Genomic DNA, 26,112 nt, shown 5'->3' on the forward strand with positions numbered 1-26,112 from the left:
GTCACCCACGCGCCCCCACCGCCCCGCGCGCGGCCGCCACCACCCGCTCGGCCGAGGGGAGGGCCGCCAGTTCCAGATGCTTGGAGTACGGGATGGGCACCTCGGCGCTGCACACCCGGGCCACCGGGGCGTCGAGCTCGTAGAAAAGCTGCTCGCCAAGCCGGGCGCAGATCTCCGCGGAGATGCTGCCGCTGCGCCAACCCTCATCGACGACGACGGCGCGGCGGGTCCGTCGCACCGCGGCGAGGATGGTGGCCTCGTCCAGCGGGCGGAGGGTGCGCAGGTCCAGCACCTCGGCGTCGATCCCGTCCCCGGCGAGCCGGTCCGCCGCCTCCAGGGTCAGCGGCAGCGTCCCGCCGTAGGTGATGAGGGTGATGTCCGTGCCGGGCCGACGGACGGCGGCGGTGGTGATGTCGACGGCGCCGGCATCCTCGGCGAGCTCGCCCTGGACGTTGTAGAGCGAGCCGTGTTCGAAGATCAGCACCGGATCCGGGTCCCCCAGCGCGGTCCAGAGCATGCCGAAGGCGTCCTCCAGGGTGGCGGGGGCGAGGATCCGCAGCCCCGGGATGTGCGCGTACCAGCCCTCGAGGCTGTGCGAGTGCTGGGCGCCGAGCTGCCGGCCCGCCCCGGTGGTCATCCGGACCACCAGCGGGACGTGGAACTGCCCGCCGGACATGTGCAGCAGCGAGGCGGCGTTGTTCATCAACTGGTCCAGGGCCAGCAGGCTGAAGTTGACCGTCATGATCTCGACGATCGGACGCATCCCGCCCAGGGCCGCCCCGATCCCGGCGCCCACGAACCCGGACTCGGAGAGGGGGGTGTCCCGGATGCGCTCCGGCCCGAACTCCTCCAGCAGGCCCAGGCTGACGGCGAACGAACCGCCGTACGCGCCCACATCCTCACCCATCAGGAACACCCGACTGTCCCGCTGCAGCGCGTCCCGGATTCCGGCGCGGAGGGCCTCACGGTAGCTGGACTTCATGGCCGGCTCCCGGAAGTATCGGCGCCGGAACTCCCCGAAGCGCCGGCTTCGGAACCCCCGGAAGCGCCGGCCTCGCTGTAGACAAACCGTTCCAGGTCCGCGACCGGTTCGGGCGTCCCGGCCTCCGCGAACGCGACGCCGGCTGCGATCTCGGCGTCGGCGTCGGCCTGGAGCTGCTCCCAGTCCGCGTCGGGAAGATCGCCGGAACCCGCCAGGGATGTGCGCAACAGTGTGATCGGGTCCCGCTCCTGCCACCGCGCCACCTCGGCCTTGTCCCGGTAGCGTTCCGGGTCGAACATCGAGTGGGCCCGGAACCGGTAGGTGCGCAGCTCCAGGAAGTGTGGCCCGCCGCCGGCCCGGACCGCGTCCACCGCGCGGCGGGCGGTGTCCTCCACCGCCAGCACGTCCATCCCGTCCACCGCCCAGGCGGCCATCTCGTAGCCGGCGGCCTTGAGTGCGATGTCCGTCTGCGACTCGGAGCGGCCCAGCGCGGTGCCCATCGCATAGAGGTTGTTCTCGCAGCAGAACAGTACCGGCAGCTGCCAGAGCGCGGCGAGGTTCATGCTTTCGTGGAATTCTCCCTCCGCGACGGCGCCCTCGCCGAAGAAGCAGGCGGTGACGCGGGGCCGGCCGGCCAGCTTGTCCGCGAGCGCCAGGCCCACCGCCAGGGGCAGCCCGCCGGCCACGATCGCGTTGCCGCCGTAGAAGCGGGTGGCGGCGTCGAACAGGTGCATGGACCCTCCCCGGCCCCGGCAGCAGCCCTCGACGTTGCCGTACATCTCGGCCAGGATGGCGCCGGCGGACACCCCGCGCAGGAGGGCATGGCCGTGCTCGCGGTAGGTGGCGACGACGGCGTCCTCCGGACCCAGCGCGGACAGCACCCCGGCGGCCACCGCCTCCTCGCCGATGTAGACGTGCAGGAACCCGCGGATCTTGGCGGCACTGTAGAGCTCGACGCATTTCTCCTCGAGCCGGCGCACCCGGAGCATCTGCCGCAGCAGCTCCACGGCGTCCGGGCCGCTCACGCCGGGTCCCTGGACGCCGGACCGGACTCGATGGTGGAGGTGTCGCCCTCCGGCAGGCCCAGCTCGCGGGCCTTCAGCAGCCGGCGGAGGATTTTGCCGCTGCGGGTCTTCGGCAGCGCCGTGGTGAAGTCCAGCAGCCGCGGCGCCACGGCCGGCCCCAGCCGCTTCCGGGCGAAGGCGATGATGTCCAGCCGCAGCTCCTCGGAGGGTTCGACGCCGGGGCGGAGCTCCACGAACGCCTTCACTACCTCCCCGGCCACCGGGTCCGGGACGCCGATCACCCCCGCCTCGGCGACGGCGTCGTGCTCCATCAGCGAGCTCTCCACCTCGAAGGGGCCGATCAGGTGCCCGGAGGACTTGATCACGTCGTCGCCGCGGCCCACGAACCAGTAGTAGCCGTCGGCGTCGCACCGGGCCAGGTCGCCGGTGAGGTACCAGCCGCCGGCGAAGCACTTCCGGTACCGCTCCTCCTCATTCAGGTAGCCGCGGAACATCGAGGGCCAGCCCGGCCGCAGCGCCAGTTCGCCCATGGTATCCGGGTCCGTGACCAGCACCGCGGCCCCGTCCCGGACCACCGGCCTGTCCGCCTCGTCCCTGAGCACCAGGGCCGCCTCGATGCCCGGCAGCGGCCGCCCCATCGACCCGGGCCGGATCTCCGTCGCGGCGAAGTTGGCGATCATGATCCCGCCGGTCTCGGTCTGCCACCAGTTGTCGTGCACGGGCTGGCCGAAGGCTTCCCGGCCCCAGAGGACCACCTCCGGGTTCAGCGGCTCGCCCACGCTGGCGACGAACCGCAGCGCGGACAGGTCATGGCCGGCGGCGCGCTCCGCCCCGGCCTTCATCAGCATCCGCAGGGCCGTGGGCGCCGTGTACCAGACCGAGACGCGCTCGCCGGCGAGGATCCGATACCAGCGGTCCGCGTCCATTTCCTCCTCGTCCACAATGCTCGTCACGCCGTGGCTGAGCGGGGCGAGGACGCCGTAGGAGGTGCCGGTGACCCAGCCCGGGTCCGCGGTGCACCAGTAGATGTCCTCCGGGTGCAGGTCCAGGGCGAAGGTGCCGGTGGCGTGGTGGGCGGTGACGGCGTCGTGGACGTGGATGGCACCCTTGGGCGTTCCGGTGGTCCCGGAGGTGAAGTGCAGCAGCGCCATGTCCTCCGGCTGCGTGGCGGCGATCTCCTCGTCCGCGGGCGCCTCCGCCAGCAGCGCGGCCAGGTCCAGCGTGCCCGGTTCCGGGTGGCCGTCCGCGTCAGCGAGCAGGACGTGCCGCAGCTCCGGCAGTGCGTCCCGCTGCGGGGCGATCTTCCGCCGGTACAGCGCCCGGGTGGTGACCAGGGCGCGGGCACCGCCCAGCTGCAGGCGTTGCCGCACCGGTTCGGGGCCGAACGCGGAGAACAGGGGGCAGAAGACGCTGGCGTTCTTGAACGTGCCCAGCATGGCGGTATAGAGGGCGGGGCTGCGGCCCAGGAGTGAGAAGACGCGCTCGCCGCGGCCGACGCCGAGTCCCCGCAGTGCCGCGGCGAACCGGTTGCTCCGCTCGGCCAGGTCCGCGTAGGTCAGCGCGTGGGCGCCGCCGTCGGCCCGGATGAACCGCAGCGCCTCCCGGCCGCCGAGCCCGGCCGCCACGTGCCGGTCCGCCGCCTCGTACGCGATGTTCAGGCCCCGGCCGCCCGGCAGCCCCGAGAGCTGCCGCCGGGCCTCGTCCCAGCTGAACGCGGCGCGGGCGGCATCGTAATCGGCCAGATGGGGGCGGACCCGGAAGCTGTCGGGATCTTTCCCGATGGCCGGCCAGCGGAGCGAGGGCGCGGTTCCTGCCGTCATGGTTACATCGGACGCCCGCTCCCCGCCGGTGCCAAGAGCCGTTAGTCCCGGCGCCAGAGCGGGGGCCGGGAGCGGACAATGCGGGGGCCGAGCGGCGCCGCGTGGGGCCGGTCGGGGCGGCACGTCCGAGCCTGTACTGCCACTAAACTGGGTGCCATGACAGCCTCCACTGACACCGCGGCCGACGCCGCCGCCGCCCGCGCCCGCCTCCTGGAACTGATCAAGGAACTCGCCGTCGTCCGCGGCAAGGTCATCCTCTCCAGCGGCGCCGAGGCCGACTACTACATCGACCTGCGCCGCATCACCCTGCACCATGAGGCCTCCCGCCTGGTGGGCCAGGTCATGCTGTCCCTGCTCGACGACGCCGGCATCGACTTCGAGTGCGCCGGCGGCCTGACCATGGGCGCAGACCCTGTGGGCACCGCGGTGATGCACGCCGCCGTCGACGCCGGCCGCCCGGTGGACGCGTTCGTGGTCCGCAAGGCGCAGAAGTCCTACGGCATGGGCCGCCAGGTGGAAGGCCCCTCCGTGGAGGGCCGCAATGTCCTGGTCCTGGAGGACACCTCCACCACCGGCGGCTCCGCGCTGACCGCGGTCGAGGGTGTGCGGAAGGCTGGCGGCAACGTGGTGGCCGTCGCCGTGATCGTGGACCGGGCCACCGGTGCCAAGGAAAAGATCGAGGCCGAGGCCGGCGTGCCCTACCTGTTTGCCTTCGGCAAGGACGAACTGGGCCTGGACTAAGGGTTTTCCCTGCAGCGGAATCCTCTGGACCGGGTTTGGGGCCCGACTTATCATTTCCTCAACACCCGCGCCGGCATGCCGGCGCCTGCAGCCGGAGAACACCGCCCATGCCCCCTTCCCATGACCACACCCAGACCGACCTTGGAACGCTGGTAGACCAGGTCCAGGACCTCATCCTCGACAGCAGTGACTTCGAGGAGTTCCTGAACGACCTGGCGCGGTTCTCCGCACACCAAGTGGCCGGCGACGGCGAGGACGCGCTCTGCGGGATCACCCTGCTGCGCGACCGGAAGGCCGCCACGATCGGCTGGAGCAGCGACGACGCCCGGGCGATCGACGAGATCCAGTACCGGCTGGCCCAGGGTCCCTGCCTGACGGCGGCGCAGGAGGAACGCGAGGTCTACGTCCCCGACCTGCTGGACGAGGAGCGCTGGGGCCCCGAATACGCCGACGCCGTCGCCTCGTTCGGCCTGCGCTCGGTGCTCTCCGTCCCGTTCCACCTGCAGGGCGAGGCGCAGGCGGCGCTGAACCTCTACTCCGACGTCCCGCGCAAGTTCGACGGCGAGGCAGCCGACAAGGCCCGCCACTACACCCGGCAGATCAGCCAGGCGCTGCGCATGGCCGTGCGCTGCTCGCTGCATGCGGACAGCGCCAGCAACCTGCGCGCCACCCTGGAGTCCCGCACGGTGATCGACATGGCCATCGGCATCGTCATGGCCCAGAACCGCTGCGACCAGGAGACCGCGGTGCGGATCCTGACGGACGCCTCCAACCACGGGAACATCAAACTCCGTGAGGTGGCGACCTCGCTGGTGAAGTCCGTGGGTGGTTCCGGCACCCGGACCCACTATCAGGAGCCGGGCCGGCAAGCCGCGGGCTGATCCGGGAACTTGTGCCGCTAGTATTCGGCCGATAGTCTGAGCGAGGTTGAGCCGTCGGCCAAAGATACCTTCTTTGGAGTACCTATGGACCAATCCCTGAACGCTCACGTAAAGCTCGACGTCGGTCTCGACATCGTCCGGATCGATGTTATTGGCACCCTTAACCGCGAAACCCGTCCGGCCCTCCTGCAGCTGATCCAGCGCATCCGCCGCTCCGGTTTCACCTGGCACATCCGCGTGGATCTCTCCCGCTCGCCCTTCGTCGAATCCGCCGCCCTCGCCGGCCTGCGCCACGACCTCAACGCCATCGACGGCCAGAGCCGCCAGCTGGACCTCTCCGGCGCGCCGCCCCTTTCCGCCGGGGTCTCGCTGGAACTGCAGTGCTCAGCCGACGCGTCCGGCAGCGTCTTCGAGGACCTGGACTTCGCCGCCGCCGACTTCCACGCCGCCAAAATCCGTCCGCTGGGCCGGTACTCGGACGCCGAACTGCTGGCGGCCTCGGACGACGCCTTCAGCAAGCTCGACGATCCCGCCCGCGGCGCCGCCTCCGAGCTGCTGGCCCACTACGAGGACATCCGGTTCGAGATGTCCCGCCGCGAATTCGACCGCGAAACCGAAACCCTCTGACCTGTCCGGGCGCCGCGGACCCGGCGGCGCCGCACTCCCCGAACCGGAGCATTTTCCCGTGGAAGCCGCAGTGGTTACGGTTGTGGTGTGCCGCGTGAGACCGAAGTGACGGAGGGCGGAACCGCGAAGGCGGATGCCCGGCTCCTCCGGCACGCCGCCGAACTGGAACGGTTCTCCCGGCGGAACTTCCTGATCGGCGCCGGCACCGCGGGACTCCTGGCCGCGGACATGCTCTTCACCCGCCGCGTCCAGGCCGAGCGCCGGGTGAACAAGATCCTGACCGTGCCCGACGACGTCGCCGAACGCTACTACCCGCGCGCCAGCTGGATCCTCTTCCCGGGCTTCAAGACCAGCTGGGAGGAGGCCCAGTGGATCCTGAACTCCCTGCGTGGCGCCATGAACAAACGCGGCCAGCTGGCCGCCGTCGGCTACTCCAACGTGGGCCTGGAGATCGACAAGATCGTGATCGCCGTGATCGAGCACGTGCGCGCCCACAAGCTGGAGACCCTCTACTTTTACGGCCACAGCTTCGGCGGGATGGTCGCCGTGCAGGTGGCCGCCCGGCTGCTGGAACTGCACGGCGTCAAGGTGGCCTTCATCCTGCTGGACTCCAGCCCCGCAACCCGCAGCGACGTGCTGGACCAGAGCTGGTTCGAGGGTGTGGTGTTCCTCTACGAGAGCGGCGTCCGGTTCCCCACGGTGCTGCGCGGCGGCTACGAGCTCGGCGAACGGGTGCTCAACAAACACGAGCGCACCTGGGGCCAGATCGTTGACCAGACACTCGAGCAGCTTTCCCCGATCGCGCCGTCCAGCGTCCTGATCCAGAGCGAGTCCGCCTACATCTACCACTTCGATCCGGGCCGGTACGTGGGCAAGCTCGGCGACGCCAGAATGGCGTTCATTGGCAACCCGGCGGACCAGACCGTCAGCTACGAGACGGCCCGGGACTCCTGGATGCTGCGGTTCGCGGGCAACATGGTCTCCGACTCGCTGCAGACCGACGGCGCCCGGCCGGCCCACGCCAGCCCCCAGTGGAACCCGGGGATCTACAAGCAGCTGGTCGAGCAGCTCCAGGACCAGATCCTGCCCCTTCCGGCCGGCGGCGGCCGGAAGGTGGCGTTCTAGCGGCCTAGATCTGGTTCTTGAGGTCCGCCACCGAGTTCAGGATCTGGTTGGGCCGGAACGGGTAGGCGGCGATGTCGTCCTTGTGGGTGATGCCGCTGAGCACCAGCACCGTGTGCAGGCCCGCCTCCATGCCGGCGATGATGTCCGTGTCCATCCGGTCCCCGATCATGGCCGTGGTCTCCGAGTGGGCGTCGATCTGGTTCATCGCGGATCGGAACATCATGGGGTTCGGCTTGCCGACAATGTAGGGTTCCCGGCCGGTGGCCTTGGTGATCAGGGCGGCGATCGCCCCGGTGGCCGGCATGGGGCCGTCCTTGGAGGGGCCGGTGGCGTCCGGGTTGGTGGCGATGAACCGTGCCCCGCCCAGGATCAGCCGGATGGCCATGGTGATGGCCTCGAAGGAATAGGTGCGGGTCTCGCCGAGCACCACGAAGTCCGGATCCTGGTCGGTGAGGATGAAGCCCGCCTCGTGCAGCGCCGTCGTCAGGCCCGCCTCGCCGATCGTGTAGGCGCGGTTGCCGGAGTCGGAGCCGCGGACCTGGTCCTTGAGGAACTGGGCCGTGGCCAGCGCCGAGGTCCAGATGTTCTCCTCGGGGATCTCCAGGCCGGAGCTGCGCAGCCGGGCGGCGAGGTCGCGCGGAGTGAAGATCGAGTTGTTGGTCAGCACCAGGAAGCGCCGGGAGGTGTCCACCCAGCGCTGGATCAGTTCGGCCGCGCCGGGGATGGGCTGGTTCTCGTGCACCAGCACGCCGTCCATGTCCGTCAGCCAGCACTCGATGTCCTGGCCGCTGCGGTACACCGACGCGGTGGAACGGGTCTCGTCCGCGTCCTGCCGCTGCTCTGAGTGGTGCTCTGACTGCTCCGCCATGGTGCCCTCCGCCGATAGTGTTCCGCTACTGCTCCCAGTCTAATGTTGAGAAGTGACCCAGCCAGAAGTAACGCCAGCAGCAGAGCCTGAACCCGGGCAGGAACCGGAGATCGGCGTCGGGCCCTGGAGCGGGCCGCTGCCCGAGGGGGACCACTGGGACCCGGACCTGCTGGCCGACGGGGACCGCCGCAACGTCCTGGACAAGTACCGGTACTGGAAGCACGAGGCGATCGTCGCAGAGCTGGACTCGCGGCGCCACAACTTCCACATCGCCATCGAAAACTGGCAGCACGACATGAACATCGGCACCGTGGTCCGGACGGCGAACGCCTTCTTGGCCAAGGAGGTGCACATCATCGGACGACGGCGGTGGAACCGGCGCGGCGCCATGGTCACCGACCGCTACCAGCACGTCCGCCACCACCCCACGGTGGAGGACTTCGTGGCGTGGGCGCAGGGGGAGGGCCTCGCGATCATCGGGATCGACATCTTCCCGGACTCGGTGCCGCTGGAGACCTACGAACTCCCGCGAGACTGCGTGCTGGTGTTCGGCCAGGAAGGTCCCGGCCTGACCCCCGAGGTGCACGCCGCCGCGGTGGACACCCTCTCCATCGAGCAATTCGGCTCCACCCGCTCCATCAACGCCGCCTCGGCCGCCGCGATCGCGATGCACGCCTGGATCCGCCGGCACGTCTTCAACCAGCTCCCCGGCTAGGCCGGCAGTAAGGACCGTTCTTTAGATCGGCCGGCCCGCGGCGAACACCGCCGTGACGGCCAGGTCCTCATCCAGCAGGACCGCGTCCGCCTGGTACCCCGGCGCCAGCAGCCCCAGGTCCGTGCCCCGGCCGATCGCCCGAGCCGGCGTCCCGGTCAGCGCCGTCACCGCATCGGTCAGCGGGATGCCCGCGTCCCGCACCGCCCGGCGCAGGGCCTCGTCAAGCGTCAGGGTGGACCCGGCGATGCGGCCCTCCGCGTCCCCGGTCCCGGCCAGTCGCGCCACGCCGCCGCGCACCGTGACGGGCAGCGTGCCCAGCCGGTAGCTACCGTCCGCGGCGCCGGCGGCGGCCATCGCGTCGCTGACCAGCGCCACCCGGCCGGGGGCTCCGGTGAAGGCCAGCCGCACCATCTCCGGGTGGACGTGGACGCCGTCATTGATCACCTCAAGGGTCACGCCGGGGGAGCGGAACGCCGCGGCAACGGGCCCGGGCTCGCGGTGGTGCAGCCCCGGCATCGCGTTGAAGGCGTGCGTGAGGATGGAAGCGCCGGCGTCGAACGCGGCGAGGGCGGCGTCGTACCCGGCGGCGGTGTGCCCGACGGCGACCGCGACGCCGGCGTCCACCAGGGTGCGGAGGGCCGCCATGGCGCCGGGAAGTTCCGGGGCGAGGGTCCACTGCCGGAGCGTGCCGCGTCCCGCCGCCAGCAGCGCAGCGACGTCCTCCGGGTCCGGGGCGCGGAGCAGGGCGGGGTCGTGGGCGCCGCGGAATTTGTCGGCGAGGAAGGGTCCCTCCAGGTGGGCGCCCAGGATAAGCGGGTCTGTTTCGGCCGCGTCGGCGACCGCGACGAGCCGGGCTTCCAGGTCCGGCCTGGCTGCGGTGACGAGGGAGAGGACCAGCCGGGTGGTGCCGTGCCGGTGGTGGGTGGCCAGGGCCCGGCCGATCGCGGCCGCCCCGCCGTCGCCAGCCCCGGCGTCGAACGCGGCGCCGCCCCCGCCGTGGCAGTGCAGGTCGATGAAACCCGGCACCAGCCAGCGGCCGGCCGCGTCCGTGACGGCGCACCCGGCGCCCGGAGCATCAAGACCGTCCCCGGCCCCGTTGTCGGCAAGGGCGCAGCCGGCCTTCGGCACCAGCTCCCGCCAACCGTCCCCGGACCCGACGGCCGCGACCGCGGTCCCGGCGAACGCCACCCAGGCGTCAGCGGTGATGGACCCGCCGGAGACGAGGCGGGCCGAGTGGATGATGCGGGTGGGCTGACCGGGCATGATGCTGCCACCCTATCCGCTCCGGTCCGGGGCAGTGTTACAGCCGGGAGTGAGCGGAACCACTGCCGTCCGGCGGGAATGGCTAGGATGGTGCGTAGCCGACGAGGTTCACCCCAGGGGTCAGCCCAGCCCGCAGACGAAACTCACCTAAGGAGTCAGCATGCCCATTGCAACCCCAGAGATTTACTCCGAGATGATCGACCGCGCGAAGACGGGCGGTTTCGCTTTCCCCGCCGTCAACGTGACCTCCTCCCAGACCCTGAACGCCGCCCTCCGCGGCTTCGCCGAGGCCGAGTCCGACGGCATCGTCCAGGTCTCCACCGGCGGTGCCGCCTACTGGTCCGGCGCCTCCACCAAGGACATGGTGGCCGGCTCCCTGGGCTTCGCCGCGTTCGCCCGCGAGGTGGCCAAGAACTACGGCGTCAACATCGCCCTGCACACGGACCACTGCCCCAAGGACAAGCTGGACGGCTTCGTCCTGCCGCTGCTGGCCGCCTCCGAGGCCGAGGTCAAGGCCGGCCGCAACCCGCTCTTCAACTCCCACATGTGGGACGGCTCCGCCGAAACCCTGCAGGAGAACCTCAAGATCGCCCGTGACCTGCTGGCCCGCACCGCGGCCGCCAAGATGATCCTCGAGGTCGAGATCGGCACGGTCGGCGGCGAGGAGGACGGCGTCGAGAACGCCATCAACGACAAGCTCTACACCACGGTTGAGGACGCCCTCGCCACGATCGACGCCCTCGGCGCCGGCGAGAACGGCCGCTACATCACCGCCCTGACCTTCGGCAACGTGCACGGCGTGTACAAGCCCGGCGGCGTGAAGCTGCGCCCGGAGATCCTCAAGGACATCCAGGAGCAGGTGGGCGCCAAGATCGGCAAGGCCAACCCGTTCGACCTGGTCTTCCACGGCGGCTCCGGCTCCTCCGAGAAGGAAATCGCCGACGCGGTCTCCTACGGCGTGATCAAGATGAACATCGACACCGACACCCAGTACGCCTACACCCGCCCGGTGGTGGACCACATGTTCCGCAACTACGACGGCGTCCTGAAGATCGACGGCGAGGTCGGCAACAAGAAGATGTACGACCCGCGCGTCTGGGGCGCCTCCGCCGAGGCCGGCCTGGCCGCCCGCGTGGTCGAAGCCGCCCAGCAGCTCGGCTCCACCGGCAAGACGTTCTAACCGTGTCGGACGAATTCCGGAAGAACCTGCTGGGCCCCGAACCCACCCTCCTGCCCGCCGAGACCGAGGTCACCGCGGGCCTGGAGGCCGGGCACGAGGCCCTGGACCTGGTGGAGAAGCACCCGACGTCCTCGCTGCTCTGGGCCGTGCTGGCCGAGGAAGCGTGGAAAGAGGGTCGGACCATCGATTCCTACGCCTACTCCCGCGTCGGCTACCACCGCGGCCTGGACGCCCTCCGGCGCAACGGCTGGCGCGGCGCCGGCCCGATTCCGTGGGAGCACGAGCCGAACCAGGGCTTCCTGCGGGCGCTGTACTCGCTCGGCCGGGCCTCCGCAGCGATCGGTGAGGCCGAGGAGCCGGAGCGGATCGAGAAGTTCCTGGCCGAGTCCGATCCCACGGCCAAGGCCGCCATCGAGGCGCGCGGCTGACCCTGCGCCGCCCCGGCTGACCCGGGACCAGACGACGACGGCGGGTGCCCACCGAAAGGTGGACACCCGCCGTCGCGGTTTAAGCTGGGCCCACGCCCGCAGGGTTCCCTGGCCGAGCTTGCGAGGTTAGGGAGCGGGTGGGGACGATCAGGCCTTCGCCAGGCCGGTGCGGGCCATCGCGTCCGCGTAGGCAACGCGCATGTCCTCAAGGTACTGCTCCTGCCGTGCAGGGGTGCCGGCGAAGGCGCGGCCGCTGAGCGAACGCACCTTGTAGGTCTTCAGGCCGCGGCGCCAGATCATCGGCACCTCGGTCTTCAGCAGCAGGTTGGCCAGCCGGTTGGCCTCGGTGCCGTGGGCGACGATCACGGAGGCGCGGGGGACCAGGGCCAGGAACTTCAGCAGCGGCTTGAGTCCGGCGGCGATCTGGTCCGGGGTGAATTTGCCGTTGGGCTCGCCCTCGACGTGCCACGGGTGGACATTCCACGGCATCACGAACTCGGGGCGCAGGCCCAGCTTCCACTGGATGCCCAGCAGGCGGGTGGCGGCGTCGGAATCGCCGGCGGTGATGAACCCGGACGGGTCCGCGGTGCCGATGTTGGAGAACAGGCTCACGATGCGGCATTCGTCCACGTCGTGGGCGGGATCGACGTAGGGGACGGTGGTGCCGGCCTTGGCGGTCTGGAGGGCGTCGCACAGCTCGTTGACCGGGGCGACATTGGCCTCGTAGCGGCGGTTAAAGAGCTGTTCGCGGAAATTTTCAGTGGCCAGGGCTGTCATGTGGTGCTGGGTCTCCTGCGGGATTGGTAACGCCGCCAGACCGGCCGCGGGCGCGCCAAAGGAAGGCGCGCCGCGGCCGATGTGGTGTGGAAATGTGGTGTGGGCCGGAAACTTGTCCGGCCGTTACCAGTCTACCAAGATCCCGCCGGCCGGCCGCCGGTCACCAAAGTCGCTTGGTGGCCCGCCGTGCTCCCTCGCCCAGCGCCTCAAGCTTGGCGAAGGCGATCTGCGGGTGGACGCGGCCGCCGAGGCCACAGTCCGTGGAGGCAATCACGTTCTCGCGGCCCACCAGTTCGGCGAACCGCACGATCCGGTCCGCCACCAGGTCCGGGTGCTCGACGACGTTGGTGGCGTGGGAGACGACGCCGGGGATGATCGACTTGCCCTCGGGAAGCTTGGTGTCTTCCCAGACCCGCCACTCGTGCTCGTGCCGGACATTGGCAGCCTCGAAGGAGTACGCGCCGGCGTTGACCTGCAGCACCGAGCCGATGATGTCCTGGAACGGGATGTCCGTGGTGTGCGGGCCGTGCCAGGAACCCCAGCAGACGTGCAGCCGGATCTGCTCCTGCGGCAGGTCCCGGAGCGCCCAGTTGGTGGCCTCCACCCGGAGCTGGATGAACTTCAGGTAGTCCTCCAGGCTGGGCTCGGGGTTGATCTGGTCCCAGCTCTCGGCCAGCGACGGGTCGTCCAGCTGGACGGTCAGGCCGGCGTCGATGATGGCCTTGTACTCCTCGCGCATGGCGTCCGCGCAGGCGTAGAGCAGTTCCTCGTCGCTCTGGTAATACTCGTTGGCCACCCGGGCGCAGGACCCGGGGGAGAGGGAAGCGACGAAGCCCTCCGTCAGGCCCGCCGCGGCAAGGCCGGTCTTGAGGTTGGCGACGTCGGAGGCCACCAGGTCCTGGCCCGTGTAGGTCAGCGGCCCGGCGATCTTGGGCTGGGTCACGGACTTGCGGTGCGAGAGGATGCCCGAGGACGGGTCGTTGTAGGCCTCGTTGAACTTCTGCCGGTCCCGGCGGTCCGGGAAGGACGTCAGGACGATGTGGCCAGGCGAGGAGCGGTGCACCTGGGCGTCGGCCCAGCGGTCCACATTGGTCGGTTCCAGGCCGCCGAGGCGCGAGAAGGAGTAGTTCCACCAGGCGCCGTAGTCCACGGAGCTGGACATGGTGTGGCCGTACTCGCCGTCGTTGGCGATGTCGATGCCCAGATCGCTTTGGCGCTGCACCACGTCCTTGACCGAGGTTTCCAGCAGGTCCAGGAACTCGGGGGTGATCCCGTCCTTTTCCTTGGACTCGTTCGCGGCGATCAGTTCCGGGGTGCGGGGCAAGGACCCGGCGTGGGTGACGCGGATGTGGTCGGTGTTCTGGGCGGAGGTAGGGGTCATGGCTCGTTTTCCTTTCCATCGGTCCTGGCGGTAGCACCGTGGCCGGCCGCGGCAGCCGCCCTAGGGGGCTGTCCGGGTCCGGCGGGGTTGCTGCGGCGTCAACGGTCCAGGTCCCTCGGCCGCTCGGGATGGTCACTCCCACTACATTCCACCCGGGCGCCACCCGCAAGTTGTGCCCATAATGTGTCACGGGCCCGTGGTGGCGGCCGAAAACGCGCCGCCGGCTCCGTCGTCGGCTAAACTTGGGTGGTAAGAGCCCCTGACTGCCCGCAGCGGTAGAGCCGGGGCATTCTCATGAACGGTGCCGGACTGCGGAACCACCTGGTGGACCGAAGCGCGGCCCGAACGAATGGGGGAGGATCCCATGCCAGCAATCGTGATCGTCGGAGCCCAGTGGGGCGACGAGGGCAAAGGTAAAGCCACCGACCTTCTCGGCGGCCGTGTCGACTACGTCGTCAAGCCCAACGGCGGCAACAACGCCGGCCATACCGTCGTCGTAGGCGGTGAGAAGTACGAGCTGAAGCTCCTTCCTGCCGGCATCCTCAGCCCCAACGCCATCCCGGTAATCGGCAACGGCTGCGTGGTGAACCTCGAGGCGCTGTTCCAGGAGATCGACGGGCTCGAGGCCCGCGGCGCGGACACGTCCCGGCTGCGCGTCTCCGCCAACGCCCACCTCGTGGCGCCCTACCACCAGGTGCTGGACAAGGTCACCGAGCGGTTCCTCGGCAGCCGCGCCATCGGCACCACCGGCCGCGGCATCGGCCCGGCCTACATGGACAAGGTGGCCCGCCTCGGCATCCGCGTCCAGGACGTCTTCGACGAGTCCATCCTGCGCCAGAAGGTCGAGGGCTCGCTGCGGCAGAAGAACGAACTGCTGGTCAAGGTCTACAACCGCCGCGACATCGAGGTGGACGAGATCGTGGACTACTTCCTCTCCTTCGCCGAGCGCCTCCGCCCCTTGGTCGTAGACAGCACCTTCCTGCTGAACACGGCGCTGGACGAGGGCAAGGTGGTCCTCATGGAGGGCGGCCAGGCCACGTTCCTCGACGTCGACCACGGGACCTACCCGTTCGTGACCTCCTCCAACCCGACCGCCGGCGGCGCGTCCGTGGGCTCGGGCATCGGCCCCACCCGGATTTCCCGCTCGATCGGCATCATCAAGGCGTACACCACGCGCGTCGGCGCCGGACCGTTCCCCACCGAGCTGTTCGACGAGATGGGCGTCTACCTGCAGAAGACCGGCGGTGAGTTCGGCGTCAACACCGGCCGCCCGCGCCGCTGCGGCTGGTACGACGCCGTGCTGGCCCGGCACGCCTCCCGCGTCAACGGCTTCACCGACTACTTCGTCACCAAGCTGGACGTGCTCACCGGCATCGAGCAGATCCCGGTCTGCGTGGCCTACGACGTCGACGGCGTCCGGCACGATGAGATGCCGATGACCCAGACCGAGTTCCACCACGCGAAGCCGATCTTCGAGTACTTCGACGGCTGGACCGAGGACATCACCGGCGCCCGCACCCTGGACGACCTGCCGGAGAACGCCCGCAACTACGTGCTGGCGCTCGAGAAGCTCTCGGGTACCCGGTTCTCCGCGATCGGCGTCGGCCCGGACCGCGACCAGACGATCGTGGTCAACGATCTGATCAACGACTGACCTGATTAAGGGCTAACGCCCTTCGAGCGCCCGACGGCGGCGTCCCACCCGGAACGGTGGGGCGCCGCCGTCGCCGTTTAACCCCGGGGCAACCCCGGAAACCTCCAGAAAAATCGCGGCAATCCGGGGCGGAACGGTCCTGGGAAAAAGAAACAAAAGAATTTTCCGGATCCCCGTAACCTTTTCGGCCCTCCCGGCGATTACCCCTATGTAAGCGCCGCATGGGACCTGGACCCCAACCACGTTCCGCGGCGCGGCCGCGAAGCTACCGCACGGCACCCGCCCCCATCGGGCGCCGCGGGCTTCGCCGGAAGGATCCGACGGGCACCTGCCCCCATCAGGTGCCGACGGGATCCCCACTGTAAGAGCCGGCGGGCGCCCGCCCCCATCGGGCGCCGCCGGCCCTCCACAACCAAAGGATGTAATTTTCATGAAGAGTGTTAGCAAGACCACCAAGATTGCTGTCGGCGCCGCCATTCTCGCGGTCGGAGGCTTCTCCGGAATCGGCCTGGCCAACGCGGCCCAGGTCTCGAACACCCAGCAGGCTGAAGTGAGCAACGCTACGCCCGCCACCCCGGCCGTTCCGGCGACCCCGTCGCTGCCCGCCGTTCCGGCTACCCCGGCCGTTCCGGCTGTGCCGTCTGCTCCCGCCGTTGACGGTGCCGCCAAGGGCGACGCCTCCGTCAAGGGTGCCGACGAGTCCGCCGAGGGCTCCGTCTCCGCCGACAAGGACGGCGTAACCGTCGACGGCGCCGCCAACGCCAAGGGCGCCGCAGAGGCCCAGGCTCACGCCGGCGTCACCGTGGCCACCCCGGCCGTCCCGGGTGCCAAGGACCTCCCGGCTACCCCGGCCGTCCCGGCCGTCCCGTCGGTGGATGTCCCGCAGGTGAAGAAGTAAGCACTGCCCATCTCCTTTCGGAGGTGACGGGGTGCGGCCGCTAAGATCTTGGGGGCCGCACCCCACAGCAGTAAACGGAAGGAAAGCCTCTTGGCAGACCAGCTGAGCGATGACGAACTGTCAGCCGCCTTGGCTGGCGACCCGTCAGGATTCAGCGCCGTTTACACCGTGATGTCCCCGGCAGTGCTGGGCTACTTCCGGGCCAAGGGCGTCGACGATGCCGAGGCCCTCACCCAGGACGTGTTCGTGGACATCCTGCCCCGGCTCGGCGGCGTCACCGGCGGCCACAAGGGGCTGCGGACCTTTATCTTCTCCGTGGCCCACGCCCGCCTGGTGGACCACTACCGCCGCTCGGAGCGGGCCCCGCACCACACCCCTTACGACCCCCTGACGGATGACCGGCACACGGTCTCCGCGGAGGACGAGGCACTCGGATCGCTCGGGGGCCTGACCCACACACTCTCCCTGCTCAACGAGGAGCAACGGGAAGTCCTGGTCCTGCGGATCGTCGCGGACCTCGCCATCGACGAGGTGGCCAGCATCATGGGCAAGAGCCCGGGTGCCATCAAACAGCTTCAGCGGCGCGGGCTCAGTGCCCTGCGCGAACTGGTAACAGAAAAGGACCACGCAGCATCATGACCGGCACCCGCAAACCCCAGCAGGATGGCAGCATCCAGGCGGTGCTCCGTGATGCCGGCCTGGAATCTGCCGCCGAACTCCGCGGCGCCCTGGAAAACCTCCAGGCCCTGGTCCCGGACCAGGCCCCCGCCCCGCGGGCCGACCTCGCGGCCCTGCTCGCCGCCGGCGCCCCCGCAGCAGCCGCCTCTTCCGAAGAATCCGCCTCCTCCGTCGAGGAGCCCCCGCTCCCCGCGGGCGTTGCCAGCCTGGCGGCACACCGCCGCAGCCGGGGAAACCGGCGCCGGATGGCTTTGGTGGGCGGCGCCGTCGTCGGTGCCATGACCCTCGGTGCGGGTGCCGTGGCTGCCGCCAGTCAGGACTTCCGCGACAGCGTCGGCCACACCGTGGGCAGTATTTTCCAGCCCGCCGGCAATGCCCCGGCCCCCGCTCCGTCCTCGGTCCGCCCGTCGCCGTCGGACCTGCCGGCGCTTCCGGCACCGGCCCCCGCGCCGGCCGGCACGGTGACGGCACCGACCCTTCAGGCAACGGCCCCGGGCGCGGTCCCCGAACCGGTCCGGCCCAGCACTTCGGCCACGCAGCCGGGCCTCGGCCGCGACGTCGGCCGGACCGGCGTGCTGCCGACCCCGCCGCAGCGGCCGGTTACGCCCGTGGTCCCCGGCGCCGACGGCCGGGGCATCCCGGTCAGCCCGCTGCCCACCGTCCCGGCCATCCCCGAGGTTCCGGACGGGACGGGGCAGCGCTGATCCCGGCTTAGGCCAGGACCTGCCGCTTCGAGGAGATGACTCCGGTGTCGAAGCCGGCCAGATGCAGGCCGCCGTGGAAGCGCGCGTGCTCGATCTTCACGCACCGGTCCATCACCACGTTCAGCCCGGCCGCCTCGGCCTCCTTGGCCACGTCTTCGTGCCAGGACCCTAACTGCAGCCAGAGCGTCTTGGCGCCCGCGGCGATCGCCTCGTCCAGCACCCCCGGCAGGTCATCGTGCTTGCGGAACACATCCACAATGTCCGGGCTCTCCGGCAGGTCCGCCAGCGACGCGTAGCTCGGCTGGCCCAGGATCTCCTTCACCACCGGGTTCACGAAGTAGACCTTGTACCGGGTGGAGGACTGCAGGTACGTCGCCACGAAGTAGCTGGCCCGGGACGGCTTGTCCGAGGCGCCCACAATCGCGATGGACTTCGCCTGCCGGAGCAGGTTCAGCCGCTCCGGCGCGGACGGTCCGGTCCAGGTGCGGGTTTCTTCAGTCATCAGTTCGCTCCAATCGTGCACGCTTCGGCGGGCAGTTCGTGCTGGGCTTCCCCTGATGCACCGTCGGCCGGGGCCTCCGACGCCGCGGCCAGGGCCTGGTCCAGGTCCCAGAGGATGTCCTCGATGTCTTCCAGGCCCACCGAGATCCGGACCAGGTCCTCCGGCACGCCCGCGGATTCGAGCTGCTCCGGGCTGAGCTGCTGGTGGGTGGTGGAGCCCGGGTGGATCACGAGGGTCCGGGAGTCGCCCACATTGGCCAGGTGCGAGGCCAGCTGCAGGGCCTCGATGAACTTCTGCCCCGCGGCCCGGCCGCCCTTAACGCCGAACGAGAACACCGACCCCGGGCCCAGTGGCAGGTAGGTGCGGGCACGTTCGAAGTGCGGGTGCGAGGGCAGGCCGGAGTAGTTCACGTACGCCACCCGCTCGTCGGCTTCGAGCCATTCGGCCACGGCCTGGGCGTTCTTGAGGTGCTCGTCCAGCCGCTGCGGGAGCGTCTCGATGCCCTGCAGCAGCTGGAACGCGGACTGCGGTGACAGGGCCGGGCCGATGTCGCGCAGCTGCTCGCAGCGCAGCTTGGTGAGGAACCCGTATTCGCCGAAGTTCCCCCACCAGGAGACGTTGCCGTAGGAGGCCACCGGCTCGGTCATGGTGGGGAACTTGCCGTTGCCCCAGTTGAAGCGGCCGCTTTCGACGACGACGCCGCCCAGGGTGGTGCCGTGGCCGCCGAGGAACTTGGTGGCGGAGTGGATCACGATGTCCGCGCCGTGCTCGATCGGCCGCACCAGGTACGGGGTGCTCAGGGTGGCGTCGACGACGAGTGGAATGCCGGCGTCGTGCGCCACCTTCGCCAGCCCGGCCAGGTCCTGGACCTCGGAGGAGGGGTTGGCAACGACCTCGACGAAGATCGCCTTGGTGTTCTCCCGGATGGCCGCGGCGTAGTCCGCCGGGTCCGTGCCGGGGACGAAGGTGGTGTCCACGCCGAAGCGGCGGAGCGTGACGTCCAGCTGGGTCACGGTGCCGCCGTAGAGCTGGGAGGAGGCCACGAGGTGGTCCCCGGCCTGGGTGAGCGCGGCGAAGGTGACGAACTCCGCGGCCATGCCCGAGGACGTGGCGACGGCGCCGATGCCGCCCTCCAGGGAGGCGACGCGCTCCTCGAACGCGGCCACCGTGGGGTTGCCGATCCGGGAGTAGATGTTGCCGTACTTCTGCAGCGCGAAGAGGTTGGCCGCGTCCTGGGTGTCCTTGAAGACAAAGGACGTGGTCTGGTAGATCGGCACGGCCCGGGCGCCGTGTTCGGCGTCGGGAGTGCCGCCGGCGTGCAGGGCGCGGGTGCGGAATCCGAAGGTACGGTCGGCCATTACGCGTTCACCTCAATCTTGGTGGCAGGGGTGGAAAGTTCGGTGCCGTGCTTGCGGGCCAGGTCGGCCTCGAGCTCGCGCACGATCGGCAGGATGTCCTTGCCGAACGCGGCCACCTCCTCCTGGAAGTGCAGGTAGCAGGTCAGGAGCAGGTTCACCCCGATCTTCTTGTACTCGACGATCCGTTCCGCGATCTGCTCGGGGGTGCCGATCAGCTGGGTCTTGAAGCCGTCGTTGTACTGGATCAGGTCCTCGAAGCTGGAGTCCGCCCACATGCCCTTGCCGTCCCTGGTGGACGCCCCGGCCTCCTGGACGGCGTCGCGGAAGCCCTCGACGGCGGGTTTGTGCGCTTTCGCGACGATCTCGCGGAGGGTCTCGCGGGCCTCCTTCTCGGAGTCGCGGGCGATCACGAAGCCGTTCAGGCCAAACCTCGGGAAGTCGAGGGCGCCTTCGGTCCCGCGCCGGACTTCGCCGGCGGCCGCAACGACGCCGGCGATGTTCTCCTTGAAGCCCTCCAGGTCCTTGCCGTTGGAGAAGTACCAGTCCGCCACGCGGCCGGCCGTGGCCTGTGCCGCGGTGGAGTTGCCGCCGAAGAAGATCTCCGGGTGCGCGCGGCCCGGGACGTCCACCGGGCCCGGCTGCAGGGTGAAGTCGGTGATGTTGTAGTACTTGCCGGCCTGGCTGAAGTTCTTCTCCGTCAGCAGGCCGCGGAGCACCCGGATGAACTCCTCGGTGCGGACGTAGCGCTCGTCGTGCTCCAGCCACTCGAGGCCGAAGTTTTCGAACTCGGCCTTGAGCCAGCCGGAAACGATGTTCACGGCGGCGCGGCCGTTGGAGATGTGGTCCGCGGTGATCAGGTACTTCGCCAGCACGCCCGGGTGCCACATGCCGGGGTGGACGGCGGCGATCACCTTCAGCCGCTCGGTGGCGGCCAGCAGGCCCAGGCTGAACGAGGTGGCCTCGTGCTGCTTGTCCGCGCCGTAGGAGGCGGCGTAGCGGGTCTGGGTCAGGGCGTACTCGAAACCGGAATCCTCGGCGATGCGGGCCAGCTTCTTGTTGTAGTCGAAGTCCCAGCCGGTGCGCTGTTCGATGGTGGAGACCACCAAGCCACCGGAGACGTTGGGGACCCAGTAGGCGAACTTGAGCGGTTCGGAGAGACGGGCGACGGTGCTGTTCTCGGTCATGGTGTTCCTTACTTCCGGGTTGGTTCTGTGCTGCGTTCGCGGAGGGCCTGCTGAATGCCGGCGATCGAAGGTTCGTTCTGCAGCGACGTGGTGTCGCCGAGTTCGGTGCCCTCGAACAGCTGGGTCAGCAGCCGTCGCATGATCTTGCCGCTGCGGGTCTTCGGCACGTCCGGGACCACGACGACGTCGCGCGGTTTCGCGATCGGCCCAATCGCCTTCGCGACGTGGTTGCGCAGTTCCTCGGTGGACGGGGCCCGGCCGGCGTCGCCGCCCTTGGGGACGACGAACGCGACCACCGCGTGGCCGGTTTTGGGGTCGGGGACCGGGCAGACGCCGGCCTCCACCACGTCCGGGTGCGAGACCAGTGCCGATTCGATCTCGATGGTGGAGAGCAGGTGCCCGGAGACGTTGAGGGTGTCATCCACCCTGCCCAGGATCCAGATGTCGCCGTCGTCGTCGTATTTGGCGCCGTCGCCGGCGAGGAACCAGCCCTGTTCCGCGTACTGGCGCCAGTAGGAGTCGTAGTAGCGCCGCGGGTTGCCCCAGACGGTGCGGGCGATCGCCGGGCCGGGGGCGTCCACCACGATGAAGCCCTGCACCCCGGGCGGTACCGGGGCCCCGGCCTCGTCCACGATCCGGGCGCCGACGCCGGGCAGCGGCCGGGCGGCGCAACCGGGCTTGAATGCGGTGTCGGTCGGGGCGGGGGAGAGGATGGTGGCGCCGGTCTCGGACTGCCACCAGGTATCCACCACTGGCGCGGTGCCGGCTCCGACGTTGTCCCGGAACCAGCGCCAGGCCTCCGGGTTCACGGCCTCGCCCACGGTGCCGAGCAGCCGGATGGAGGACAGGTCGAACGAGGCGGGGATGCCATCCGGGAACCAGCCCATCAGCGAGCGCACCAGGGTGGGTGCGGTGTAGTACTGCGTGACGCCGTAGCGTTCGATGATCTCGAAGTGCCGGCCCGGGTGCGGGGTGTTTGGCGTGCCCTCGAAGATCACCTGGGTGGCGCCGTTGGAGAGCGGGCCGTACAGCTCGTAGGTGTGCGCGGTGACCCAGGCGAGGTCCGCGGTGCACCAGTGGACGTCCCGGTCCCGGAGCGCCGGGTCCGGGTTGCTGAAGAGGTGCTCGAAGCTCCACGACGCCTGGGTCAGGTAGCCGCCGGAGGTGTGGACCAGGCCCTTGGGCTTTCCGGTGGTGCCGGAGGTGTACATGATGAACAGCGGCGTCTCGGCGTCGAACGCCTCGGCGACGTGGACGTCGGAGGCGCGCCCGACGGCGTCGTGCCACCACACGTCCCGGCCCGGGACCATCGGGACGGTGCCAAGGTCCTCCGGCGCGGTGGTCCGGTTGACCACCAGGACGTGTTCGACGGCGTTGTCCCCGGCGACGGCGGCGTCTGCATTGGCCTTCACCGGCACCGCGGCGCCGCGGCGGAACTGCCCGTCCGTGGTGACCAGCAGCTTCGCGCCGGTGTCCTCCACCCGGAACTTCAGCGCGTCGGCGGAGAACCCGCCGAACACCAGGGAGTGGATGGCGCCGATGCGGGCCACGGCCAGGGTGATGATGACCGTTTCGGGGATCACCGGGAGGTAGATTACCACGCGGTCGCCCTTGGTGATGCCGAGGTCCAGCAGGGCGTTGGCGGCCCGGGATACTTCGCGTTGCAGGTCCGCGTAGGTGAGGGTGCGCCGGTCGCCCGGTTCGCCCTCGAAATACAGCGCCACGGTGTCACCGCGTCCCGCCGCTACATGGCGGTCGACGCAGTTGTAGGCGACGTTGAGCTTCCCGCCCTCGAACCAGCTGATCTGCGGACCGGTTCCGGCCGCCGGGTCCGCGGGGACGCGGCGGTGCGTGGTGTGCCAGGGCAGCCCCGCACCAGCGGACCCGGCGGGTTCCCAGTCCAGGCGCAGCGCGGCCTGTTCCCAGAATGCGATGCGTTCGGCCTCGGTCAACGGAGCCTGTGTCTGTGGTGCCACGGTGCCTTGGCCCAGGGTCTGGGGGCCCGGGGTCTGTGCCGTGGTCTCTGCTGCCGTTACGCCCACCGGTTCACCGCCCACTTCTCGGCCAGGCCGAGCAGCGCGTCGGTGATCTTGCCGATCACGGCCAGCAGCACGATGGCCAGCAGCAGCCGGTCCGTGCGGCCGTTGTTCTGCGAGTCGGTCAGCAGGAAGCCCAGGCCCATCGAGGAGGCGATGAGCTCGGCCGCCACGAGGAACAGCCACGCCTGCGCCAGGGCCAGCCGCAGACCGGAGAACACGGCGGGCACGACGGCGGGCAACTGCACCGTGGTCAGCAGCTTCACGCCCTTGAGCCCGAAGGCTCGGGCGGCCTCCACCAGGTTCCGGTCCACGTGGCGCAAGGCCAGCGAAACGGTGGTGAAGACGGGGAAGAACGCGCCGATCATGATCAGGGTGACCTTGGAATCCTCGCCGATCTTCATCCAGAGGATCAGCAGCGGCACCCAGGCCAGGGACGGAACGGCCCGCAGCGCGCCGATGGTGGGGCCCAGCAGGGCGTCCGCCACGCGGGAGAGCCCCACCAGGGAGCCGAGGAGCAGACCCAGGGCGGCGCCGGCGGCGAATCCGATCAGCACCCGCTGGGTGGAGATGGCGACGTGCAGGCCCAGCTGCCCGCGGCGGAGCAGGTCGAGGCCGGCGTCGAACACCATGGCCGGCGGCGGGAGCTGGACCACGCTGAAGAGTCCCGCGGCGGTGGACAGCTGCCAGGCCGCCAGCACCGCCGCGGGGACCAGCAGTCCAAGGAGCAGACGCGCCCAGCCGCGGGCCAGGAACCCGGCGGGGGACCATCCGTTCGCCGGGGTGCCGTGTCCTCCCGTGACGGGGGAGGCCGGCCGGGCGGCGTCTGCCGGAGCTGCGGGGGCGGCTGCAGCGCGCCCGTCCGCAACGGTGGTGCCGGTGAAGGGGGAATCTCCGAGGCCGGCCATCAGGAGTCCTTGATGGCGGAGGCGTCCGCCTTCTTCACCAGCGAGTCATCGAGAAGCGAGCCGACGGCGTCGTCGATCTGCTTCTGGCTCGCCACGTCCCCGGTCTCCACGAAGGTGGGACCGATCTTCGCGAGGACCGTGCGCTGGGCTTCGCCCGGCGCCGGGTTGACGTTGAGGTTGCTGCGCTGCAGCACCACGGTCTTGGCCACGGCCAGGTCCAGGCCGGCGGCCTCGGCCAGGATCTGCGCGGTCTCGTCCGGGTTCGCGGCCGCCCAGGCGCGGGCCTTCTCGTAGGCGTTCACCACGGTCTGCGCCTGCTGCGGCCGGTCCTTGAGGAAGGACTCGGTGGCGTTGAGGAAGCCGTAGGTGTTGAACGAGAGGTTCCGGTAGAAGAGCTTGGCGCCCTTCTGCTCGGCGCCGGCCATGATCGGGTCCAGCCCGGACCAGGCGTCCACGGATCCGTTCTCCAGGGCGGTGCGGCCGTCCGCGTGCTGCAGGTTCTGCACGGTGACGTCCTTGGGCGAGAGGCCGGCCTCGGACAGCGCCTGCAGCAGGAAGAAGTACGGGTCCGTGCCCTTGGTGGCCGCGACCGACTTGCCCTTCAGGTCCGCCACCGTGCTGATGCCGGAGCCGGGCTTGGTGACCAGGGCGGCCCATTCGGGCTGGGAGAAGATGTCGATGGTCTTGATCGGGGAGCCGTTGGCCTTGGCCAGGAGCGCGGCCGAACCGGCGGTGGAGCCGACGTCCACCGCGCCGGAACGGAGTGCCTCGTTGGCCTTGTTGGAGCCGGCCGACTGGACCCACTTGACGGTGACGCCCTGGTCCTTAAGGGCGGCCTCCAGCCAGCCCTTCTTCTTGATCACTAGGCTCAGCGGGTTGTAGGTGGCGAAGTCGATGGTCAGCGTGCCGCCGCCGTTGCCGCCGGCGGCCGCGGCGGCTGCGGGCTGGCTGCCGGAGCCTTCCCCGGCGACGCACCCGGTGAGGGCCAGGGCCGCGGAGGCGGCGACGGCGGTGAGGACGAAACGGCGGGACGTGGTGCGGGTGGGAGCCATGGAAGTTCCTTTACGGGCGGTGCGAGCGATGCGAAAGAGACAGGAGAGTGATGCGGGTGGCCGCCGGCGCGGGGAGCGGGCGGCTCGCCGGTCCGGTGCTGTGGTACCGGCGGCGCTGCCTGCCGGGAGCGGACGGACCGTTCAGGCCGTGACCGGGGCGGCGGGGGCGGGGCCGTTAGTGGCCGTCGACGCCGAGGCTGGCCAGGAGCGAGGTGCGCATTCGGGCCAGTTCGGCCGAGGCGCGGTCCCGTGGCCGTCCGCCGGGGACGGCGAGGGTGCGCACGATCGTGGCGCCGGCCGGGGACGATTCGGTGTCCTCCCGGCCGAGGACGATGATGCGGTCCGCCAGTTGCAGGGCCTCGTCGACGTCGTGCGTCACCAGCAGCACCGTGGTGGGTTCGGCGCGGTGGACCTCCAGGAGCAGGTCCTGCATCTTGATCCGGGTCAGTGCGTCGAGGGCGCCGAAGGGCTCGTCGAGGAGCAGCACGCCGGGGTTCCGGGCCAGGGCACGGGCCAGCGACGCGCGCTGGGCCATGCCGCCGGAGACCTCCCGGGGGCGGTGTTTGGCGAAGTCCTGCAGTCCCACGAGTTCCAACAGGCGGGCCACTTTGGCCTTGCCGTCGCGGGCGCTGACGCCGGCGGGCAGGCCGATGGCGATGTTCGCCTGGAGGGTATGCCAGGGCAGCAGCCGCGGCTCCTGGAACGCGAAGGCGCAGCGGTCGTCGACGCCGCGGACCGGTTCGCCGTCTATGGCGACGCTGCCGGAGGTGGCGGCGTCGAGTCCGGCGGCGGCCCGGAGCAGGGTGGACTTGCCGCAGCCGGAGGCGCCCAGGATGGCGAGCACCTCGCCGGGGACAACGTCGAAGCTGACATCCCGGAGGACGGTGTGCGCGGCGGGGCCGGTCCCGAAGGCGCGGCCCAGGCCGCGGAAGGACACCGGGAGGGCGGGGGTGCCGGAGCCGGGCCGGGCGTCGGCCCGGGGCTGGGACGGGTGCAGGACAGCAGTCATAGGGTTACTCCATCGGTCCTGGCAGTAGCACCCTACGGAAGCAGCCTTTGGCCCGGGTAGTCAGTCCGGACCCTTCCCTCGGCGTGCGTCCTCGTTATCGGCGGGCTCCGGGGTGGAGGTCCGTCGACCAGGGTTGCTGCGGCGTCATCGATCCAGGTCTCTCGGCCGCTCGGGATGGTCACTGTCTACTAAAACCGAACGGCGGATTTTCGCCAAATGGGCGCGTAATATTCGGAAACCTGCGGACGTGAGGTGTCTGGCCCGATTAGAAATTCGGCACAGTGCCCGGGGTGGGATTCCCTACTGCGGGGCCGCT

At 70.1% G+C, this 26,112-nt stretch carries 25 protein-coding genes; 11 read left to right on the forward strand and 14 right to left on the reverse strand.

Annotated features, from left to right (window positions below):
- Window position 1: 1 nt before the first annotated feature.
- From AB0305_RS05160 to acsA, 3 genes are read right to left on the reverse strand one after another with little or no spacing between them, the layout of a single operon-like run.
- Entirely contained in the window at window positions 2-982 is a 981-nt protein-coding gene (locus tag AB0305_RS05160) for a pyruvate dehydrogenase complex E1 component subunit beta (protein ID WP_364136334.1), read from the reverse strand.
- Window positions 979-2,007 carry a pyruvate dehydrogenase (acetyl-transferring) E1 component subunit alpha gene (gene pdhA / locus AB0305_RS05165; protein ID WP_364136336.1) on the reverse strand — a complete coding sequence of 343 codons (1,029 nt, stop codon included), beginning with the start codon at window positions 2,005-2,007 and terminating at the stop codon, window positions 979-981. The genes AB0305_RS05160 and pdhA overlap by 4 nt, the downstream gene beginning before the upstream one ends.
- On the reverse strand, window positions 2,004-3,827 hold the full coding sequence (gene acsA / locus AB0305_RS05170; protein ID WP_364136338.1) for an acetate--CoA ligase: 1,824 nt from the start codon (window positions 3,825-3,827) through the stop codon (window positions 2,004-2,006). The genes pdhA and acsA overlap by 4 nt, the downstream gene beginning before the upstream one ends.
- A 156-nt stretch (window positions 3,828-3,983) precedes the next feature.
- Here acsA and pyrE point away from each other — a divergent pair, with 156 nt between their 5' ends.
- The 4 genes from pyrE (at window position 3,984) to AB0305_RS05190 (ending at window position 7,201) form a co-directional block, all read left to right on the forward strand.
- Window positions 3,984-4,568, forward strand: coding sequence for an orotate phosphoribosyltransferase (gene pyrE / locus AB0305_RS05175; protein ID WP_364136340.1), 585 nt, complete (start codon window positions 3,984-3,986; stop codon window positions 4,566-4,568).
- A 107-nt stretch (window positions 4,569-4,675) separates the two neighbouring features.
- On the forward strand, window positions 4,676-5,449 hold the full coding sequence (locus tag AB0305_RS05180; RefSeq protein WP_364136342.1) for a GAF and ANTAR domain-containing protein: 774 nt from the start codon (window positions 4,676-4,678) through the stop codon (window positions 5,447-5,449).
- Between the two features lie 84 nt (window positions 5,450-5,533).
- The gene (locus tag AB0305_RS05185) at window positions 5,534-6,076 is read left to right on the forward strand and encodes a hypothetical protein (RefSeq protein ID WP_364136344.1); all 543 of its coding nucleotides are present in this window, start codon (window positions 5,534-5,536) and stop codon (window positions 6,074-6,076) included.
- Window positions 6,077-6,163: 87 nt separating this feature from the next.
- Window positions 6,164-7,201 carry a thioesterase domain-containing protein gene (locus AB0305_RS05190; protein ID WP_364136346.1) on the forward strand — a complete coding sequence of 346 codons (1,038 nt, stop codon included), beginning with the start codon at window positions 6,164-6,166 and terminating at the stop codon, window positions 7,199-7,201.
- Window positions 7,202-7,205: 4 nt separating this feature from the next.
- Here AB0305_RS05190 and AB0305_RS05195 read toward each other — a convergent pair whose 3' ends face one another.
- Entirely contained in the window at window positions 7,206-8,069 is an 864-nt protein-coding gene (locus tag AB0305_RS05195) for an HAD-IIA family hydrolase (RefSeq protein WP_290256781.1), read from the reverse strand.
- A 52-nt stretch (window positions 8,070-8,121) separates the two neighbouring features.
- Here AB0305_RS05195 and AB0305_RS05200 point away from each other — a divergent pair, with 52 nt between their 5' ends.
- Window positions 8,122-8,784, forward strand: coding sequence for a TrmH family RNA methyltransferase (locus AB0305_RS05200; RefSeq protein ID WP_364136348.1), 663 nt, complete (start codon window positions 8,122-8,124; stop codon window positions 8,782-8,784).
- 21 nt (window positions 8,785-8,805) lie between these two features.
- Here the strand turns inward: AB0305_RS05200 and nagA are convergent, their stop codons facing one another.
- Complete coding sequence (gene nagA / locus AB0305_RS05205) at window positions 8,806-10,047, reverse strand: N-acetylglucosamine-6-phosphate deacetylase (protein WP_364136350.1); 1,242 nt, start codon at window positions 10,045-10,047, stop codon at window positions 8,806-8,808.
- Between the two features lie 160 nt (window positions 10,048-10,207).
- Between nagA and fbaA the strand changes: the two genes are divergently transcribed.
- On the forward strand, window positions 10,208-11,227 hold the full coding sequence (fbaA, locus tag AB0305_RS05210) for a class II fructose-bisphosphate aldolase (RefSeq protein WP_290256778.1): 1,020 nt from the start codon (window positions 10,208-10,210) through the stop codon (window positions 11,225-11,227).
- Window positions 11,228-11,229: 2 nt separating this feature from the next.
- Window positions 11,230-11,655 carry a DUF3151 domain-containing protein gene (locus AB0305_RS05215; protein WP_364136352.1) on the forward strand — a complete coding sequence of 142 codons (426 nt, stop codon included), beginning with the start codon at window positions 11,230-11,232 and terminating at the stop codon, window positions 11,653-11,655.
- Window positions 11,656-11,802: 147 nt separating this feature from the next.
- Here the strand turns inward: AB0305_RS05215 and AB0305_RS05220 are convergent, their stop codons facing one another.
- On the reverse strand, window positions 11,803-12,432 hold the full coding sequence (locus AB0305_RS05220) for a uracil-DNA glycosylase (RefSeq protein ID WP_364136354.1): 630 nt from the start codon (window positions 12,430-12,432) through the stop codon (window positions 11,803-11,805).
- A gap of 160 nt (window positions 12,433-12,592) precedes the next feature.
- Window positions 12,593-13,813 carry a cobalamin-independent methionine synthase II family protein gene (locus tag AB0305_RS05225; protein WP_364136356.1) on the reverse strand — a complete coding sequence of 407 codons (1,221 nt, stop codon included), beginning with the start codon at window positions 13,811-13,813 and terminating at the stop codon, window positions 12,593-12,595.
- Between the two features lie 364 nt (window positions 13,814-14,177).
- Between AB0305_RS05225 and AB0305_RS05230 the strand changes: the two genes are divergently transcribed.
- From AB0305_RS05230 to AB0305_RS05245, 4 genes are all read left to right on the forward strand, one after another.
- Window positions 14,178-15,467, forward strand: coding sequence for an adenylosuccinate synthase (locus AB0305_RS05230; RefSeq protein WP_364136358.1), 1,290 nt, complete (start codon window positions 14,178-14,180; stop codon window positions 15,465-15,467).
- 430 nt (window positions 15,468-15,897) lie between these two features.
- The gene (locus AB0305_RS05235) at window positions 15,898-16,365 is read left to right on the forward strand and encodes a hypothetical protein (RefSeq protein WP_364136360.1); all 468 of its coding nucleotides are present in this window, start codon (window positions 15,898-15,900) and stop codon (window positions 16,363-16,365) included.
- Window positions 16,366-16,455: 90 nt separating this feature from the next.
- Window positions 16,456-17,004: an RNA polymerase sigma factor gene (locus tag AB0305_RS05240; RefSeq protein WP_364136362.1), complete on the forward strand. Its 549-nt coding sequence runs from the start codon at window positions 16,456-16,458 to the stop codon at window positions 17,002-17,004.
- Complete coding sequence (locus AB0305_RS05245) at window positions 17,001-17,747, forward strand: hypothetical protein (RefSeq protein WP_364136364.1); 747 nt, start codon at window positions 17,001-17,003, stop codon at window positions 17,745-17,747. The genes AB0305_RS05240 and AB0305_RS05245 overlap by 4 nt, the downstream gene beginning before the upstream one ends.
- A gap of 7 nt (window positions 17,748-17,754) precedes the next feature.
- On the opposite strand, the gene AB0305_RS05250 is transcribed toward AB0305_RS05245, so the two are convergent.
- The 7 genes from AB0305_RS05250 to AB0305_RS05280 form a co-directional block, all read right to left on the reverse strand.
- Window positions 17,755-18,249 carry a CoA-binding protein gene (locus tag AB0305_RS05250; RefSeq protein WP_290256769.1) on the reverse strand — a complete coding sequence of 165 codons (495 nt, stop codon included), beginning with the start codon at window positions 18,247-18,249 and terminating at the stop codon, window positions 17,755-17,757.
- Window positions 18,249-19,607, reverse strand: coding sequence for an O-acetylhomoserine aminocarboxypropyltransferase/cysteine synthase family protein (locus AB0305_RS05255; RefSeq protein ID WP_364136366.1), 1,359 nt, complete (start codon window positions 19,605-19,607; stop codon window positions 18,249-18,251). Before AB0305_RS05255 ends, AB0305_RS05250 begins: the two co-directional genes overlap by 1 nt.
- Window positions 19,607-20,791 carry a dimethylsulfone monooxygenase SfnG gene (sfnG, locus tag AB0305_RS05260; RefSeq protein ID WP_364136368.1) on the reverse strand — a complete coding sequence of 395 codons (1,185 nt, stop codon included), beginning with the start codon at window positions 20,789-20,791 and terminating at the stop codon, window positions 19,607-19,609. The genes AB0305_RS05255 and sfnG overlap by 1 nt, the downstream gene beginning before the upstream one ends.
- An 8-nt stretch (window positions 20,792-20,799) precedes the next feature.
- Entirely contained in the window at window positions 20,800-22,767 is a 1,968-nt protein-coding gene (gene acs, locus AB0305_RS05265) for an acetate--CoA ligase (protein WP_356902891.1), read from the reverse strand.
- 56 nt (window positions 22,768-22,823) lie between these two features.
- Entirely contained in the window at window positions 22,824-23,735 is a 912-nt protein-coding gene (locus AB0305_RS05270; protein WP_364136370.1) for an ABC transporter permease, read from the reverse strand.
- Window positions 23,735-24,787 carry an aliphatic sulfonate ABC transporter substrate-binding protein gene (locus AB0305_RS05275; protein ID WP_364136372.1) on the reverse strand — a complete coding sequence of 351 codons (1,053 nt, stop codon included), beginning with the start codon at window positions 24,785-24,787 and terminating at the stop codon, window positions 23,735-23,737. Before AB0305_RS05275 ends, AB0305_RS05270 begins: the two co-directional genes overlap by 1 nt.
- A 175-nt stretch (window positions 24,788-24,962) precedes the next feature.
- Complete coding sequence (locus tag AB0305_RS05280) at window positions 24,963-25,796, reverse strand: ABC transporter ATP-binding protein (protein WP_364136374.1); 834 nt, start codon at window positions 25,794-25,796, stop codon at window positions 24,963-24,965.
- Window positions 25,797-26,112 lie beyond the last annotated feature (316 nt).

This window comes from Arthrobacter sp. NPDC080086, assembly GCF_040702285.1.

Coding starts and splice junctions, on each gene's coding strand:
- AB0305_RS05160 (WP_364136334.1), bottom strand. CDS start 982: ATGAAGTCCAGCTACCGTGAGGCCCTCCGCGCCGGAATCCGGGACGCG.
- AB0305_RS05255 (WP_364136366.1), bottom strand. CDS start 19,607: ATGGCCGACCGTACCTTCGGATTCCGCACCCGCGCCCTGCACGCCGGC.
- AB0305_RS05235 (WP_364136360.1), top strand. CDS start 15,898: ATGAAGAGTGTTAGCAAGACCACCAAGATTGCTGTCGGCGCCGCCATT.
- AB0305_RS05180 (WP_364136342.1), top strand. CDS start 4,676: ATGCCCCCTTCCCATGACCACACCCAGACCGACCTTGGAACGCTGGTA.
- fbaA (WP_290256778.1), top strand. CDS start 10,208: ATGCCCATTGCAACCCCAGAGATTTACTCCGAGATGATCGACCGCGCG.
- AB0305_RS05270 (WP_364136370.1), bottom strand. CDS start 23,735: ATGGCCGGCCTCGGAGATTCCCCCTTCACCGGCACCACCGTTGCGGAC.
- acsA (WP_364136338.1), bottom strand. CDS start 3,827: ATGACGGCAGGAACCGCGCCCTCGCTCCGCTGGCCGGCCATCGGGAAA.
- AB0305_RS05280 (WP_364136374.1), bottom strand. CDS start 25,796: ATGACTGCTGTCCTGCACCCGTCCCAGCCCCGGGCCGACGCCCGGCCC.
- sfnG (WP_364136368.1), bottom strand. CDS start 20,791: ATGACCGAGAACAGCACCGTCGCCCGTCTCTCCGAACCGCTCAAGTTC.
- AB0305_RS05250 (WP_290256769.1), bottom strand. CDS start 18,249: ATGACTGAAGAAACCCGCACCTGGACCGGACCGTCCGCGCCGGAGCGG.
- pyrE (WP_364136340.1), top strand. CDS start 3,984: ATGACAGCCTCCACTGACACCGCGGCCGACGCCGCCGCCGCCCGCGCC.
- AB0305_RS05245 (WP_364136364.1), top strand. CDS start 17,001: ATGACCGGCACCCGCAAACCCCAGCAGGATGGCAGCATCCAGGCGGTG.
- nagA (WP_364136350.1), bottom strand. CDS start 10,047: ATGCCCGGTCAGCCCACCCGCATCATCCACTCGGCCCGCCTCGTCTCC.
- AB0305_RS05225 (WP_364136356.1), bottom strand. CDS start 13,813: ATGACCCCTACCTCCGCCCAGAACACCGACCACATCCGCGTCACCCAC.
- AB0305_RS05275 (WP_364136372.1), bottom strand. CDS start 24,787: ATGGCTCCCACCCGCACCACGTCCCGCCGTTTCGTCCTCACCGCCGTC.
- AB0305_RS05220 (WP_364136354.1), bottom strand. CDS start 12,432: ATGACAGCCCTGGCCACTGAAAATTTCCGCGAACAGCTCTTTAACCGC.
- AB0305_RS05185 (WP_364136344.1), top strand. CDS start 5,534: ATGGACCAATCCCTGAACGCTCACGTAAAGCTCGACGTCGGTCTCGAC.
- AB0305_RS05195 (WP_290256781.1), bottom strand. CDS start 8,069: ATGGCGGAGCAGTCAGAGCACCACTCAGAGCAGCGGCAGGACGCGGAC.
- AB0305_RS05230 (WP_364136358.1), top strand. CDS start 14,178: ATGCCAGCAATCGTGATCGTCGGAGCCCAGTGGGGCGACGAGGGCAAA.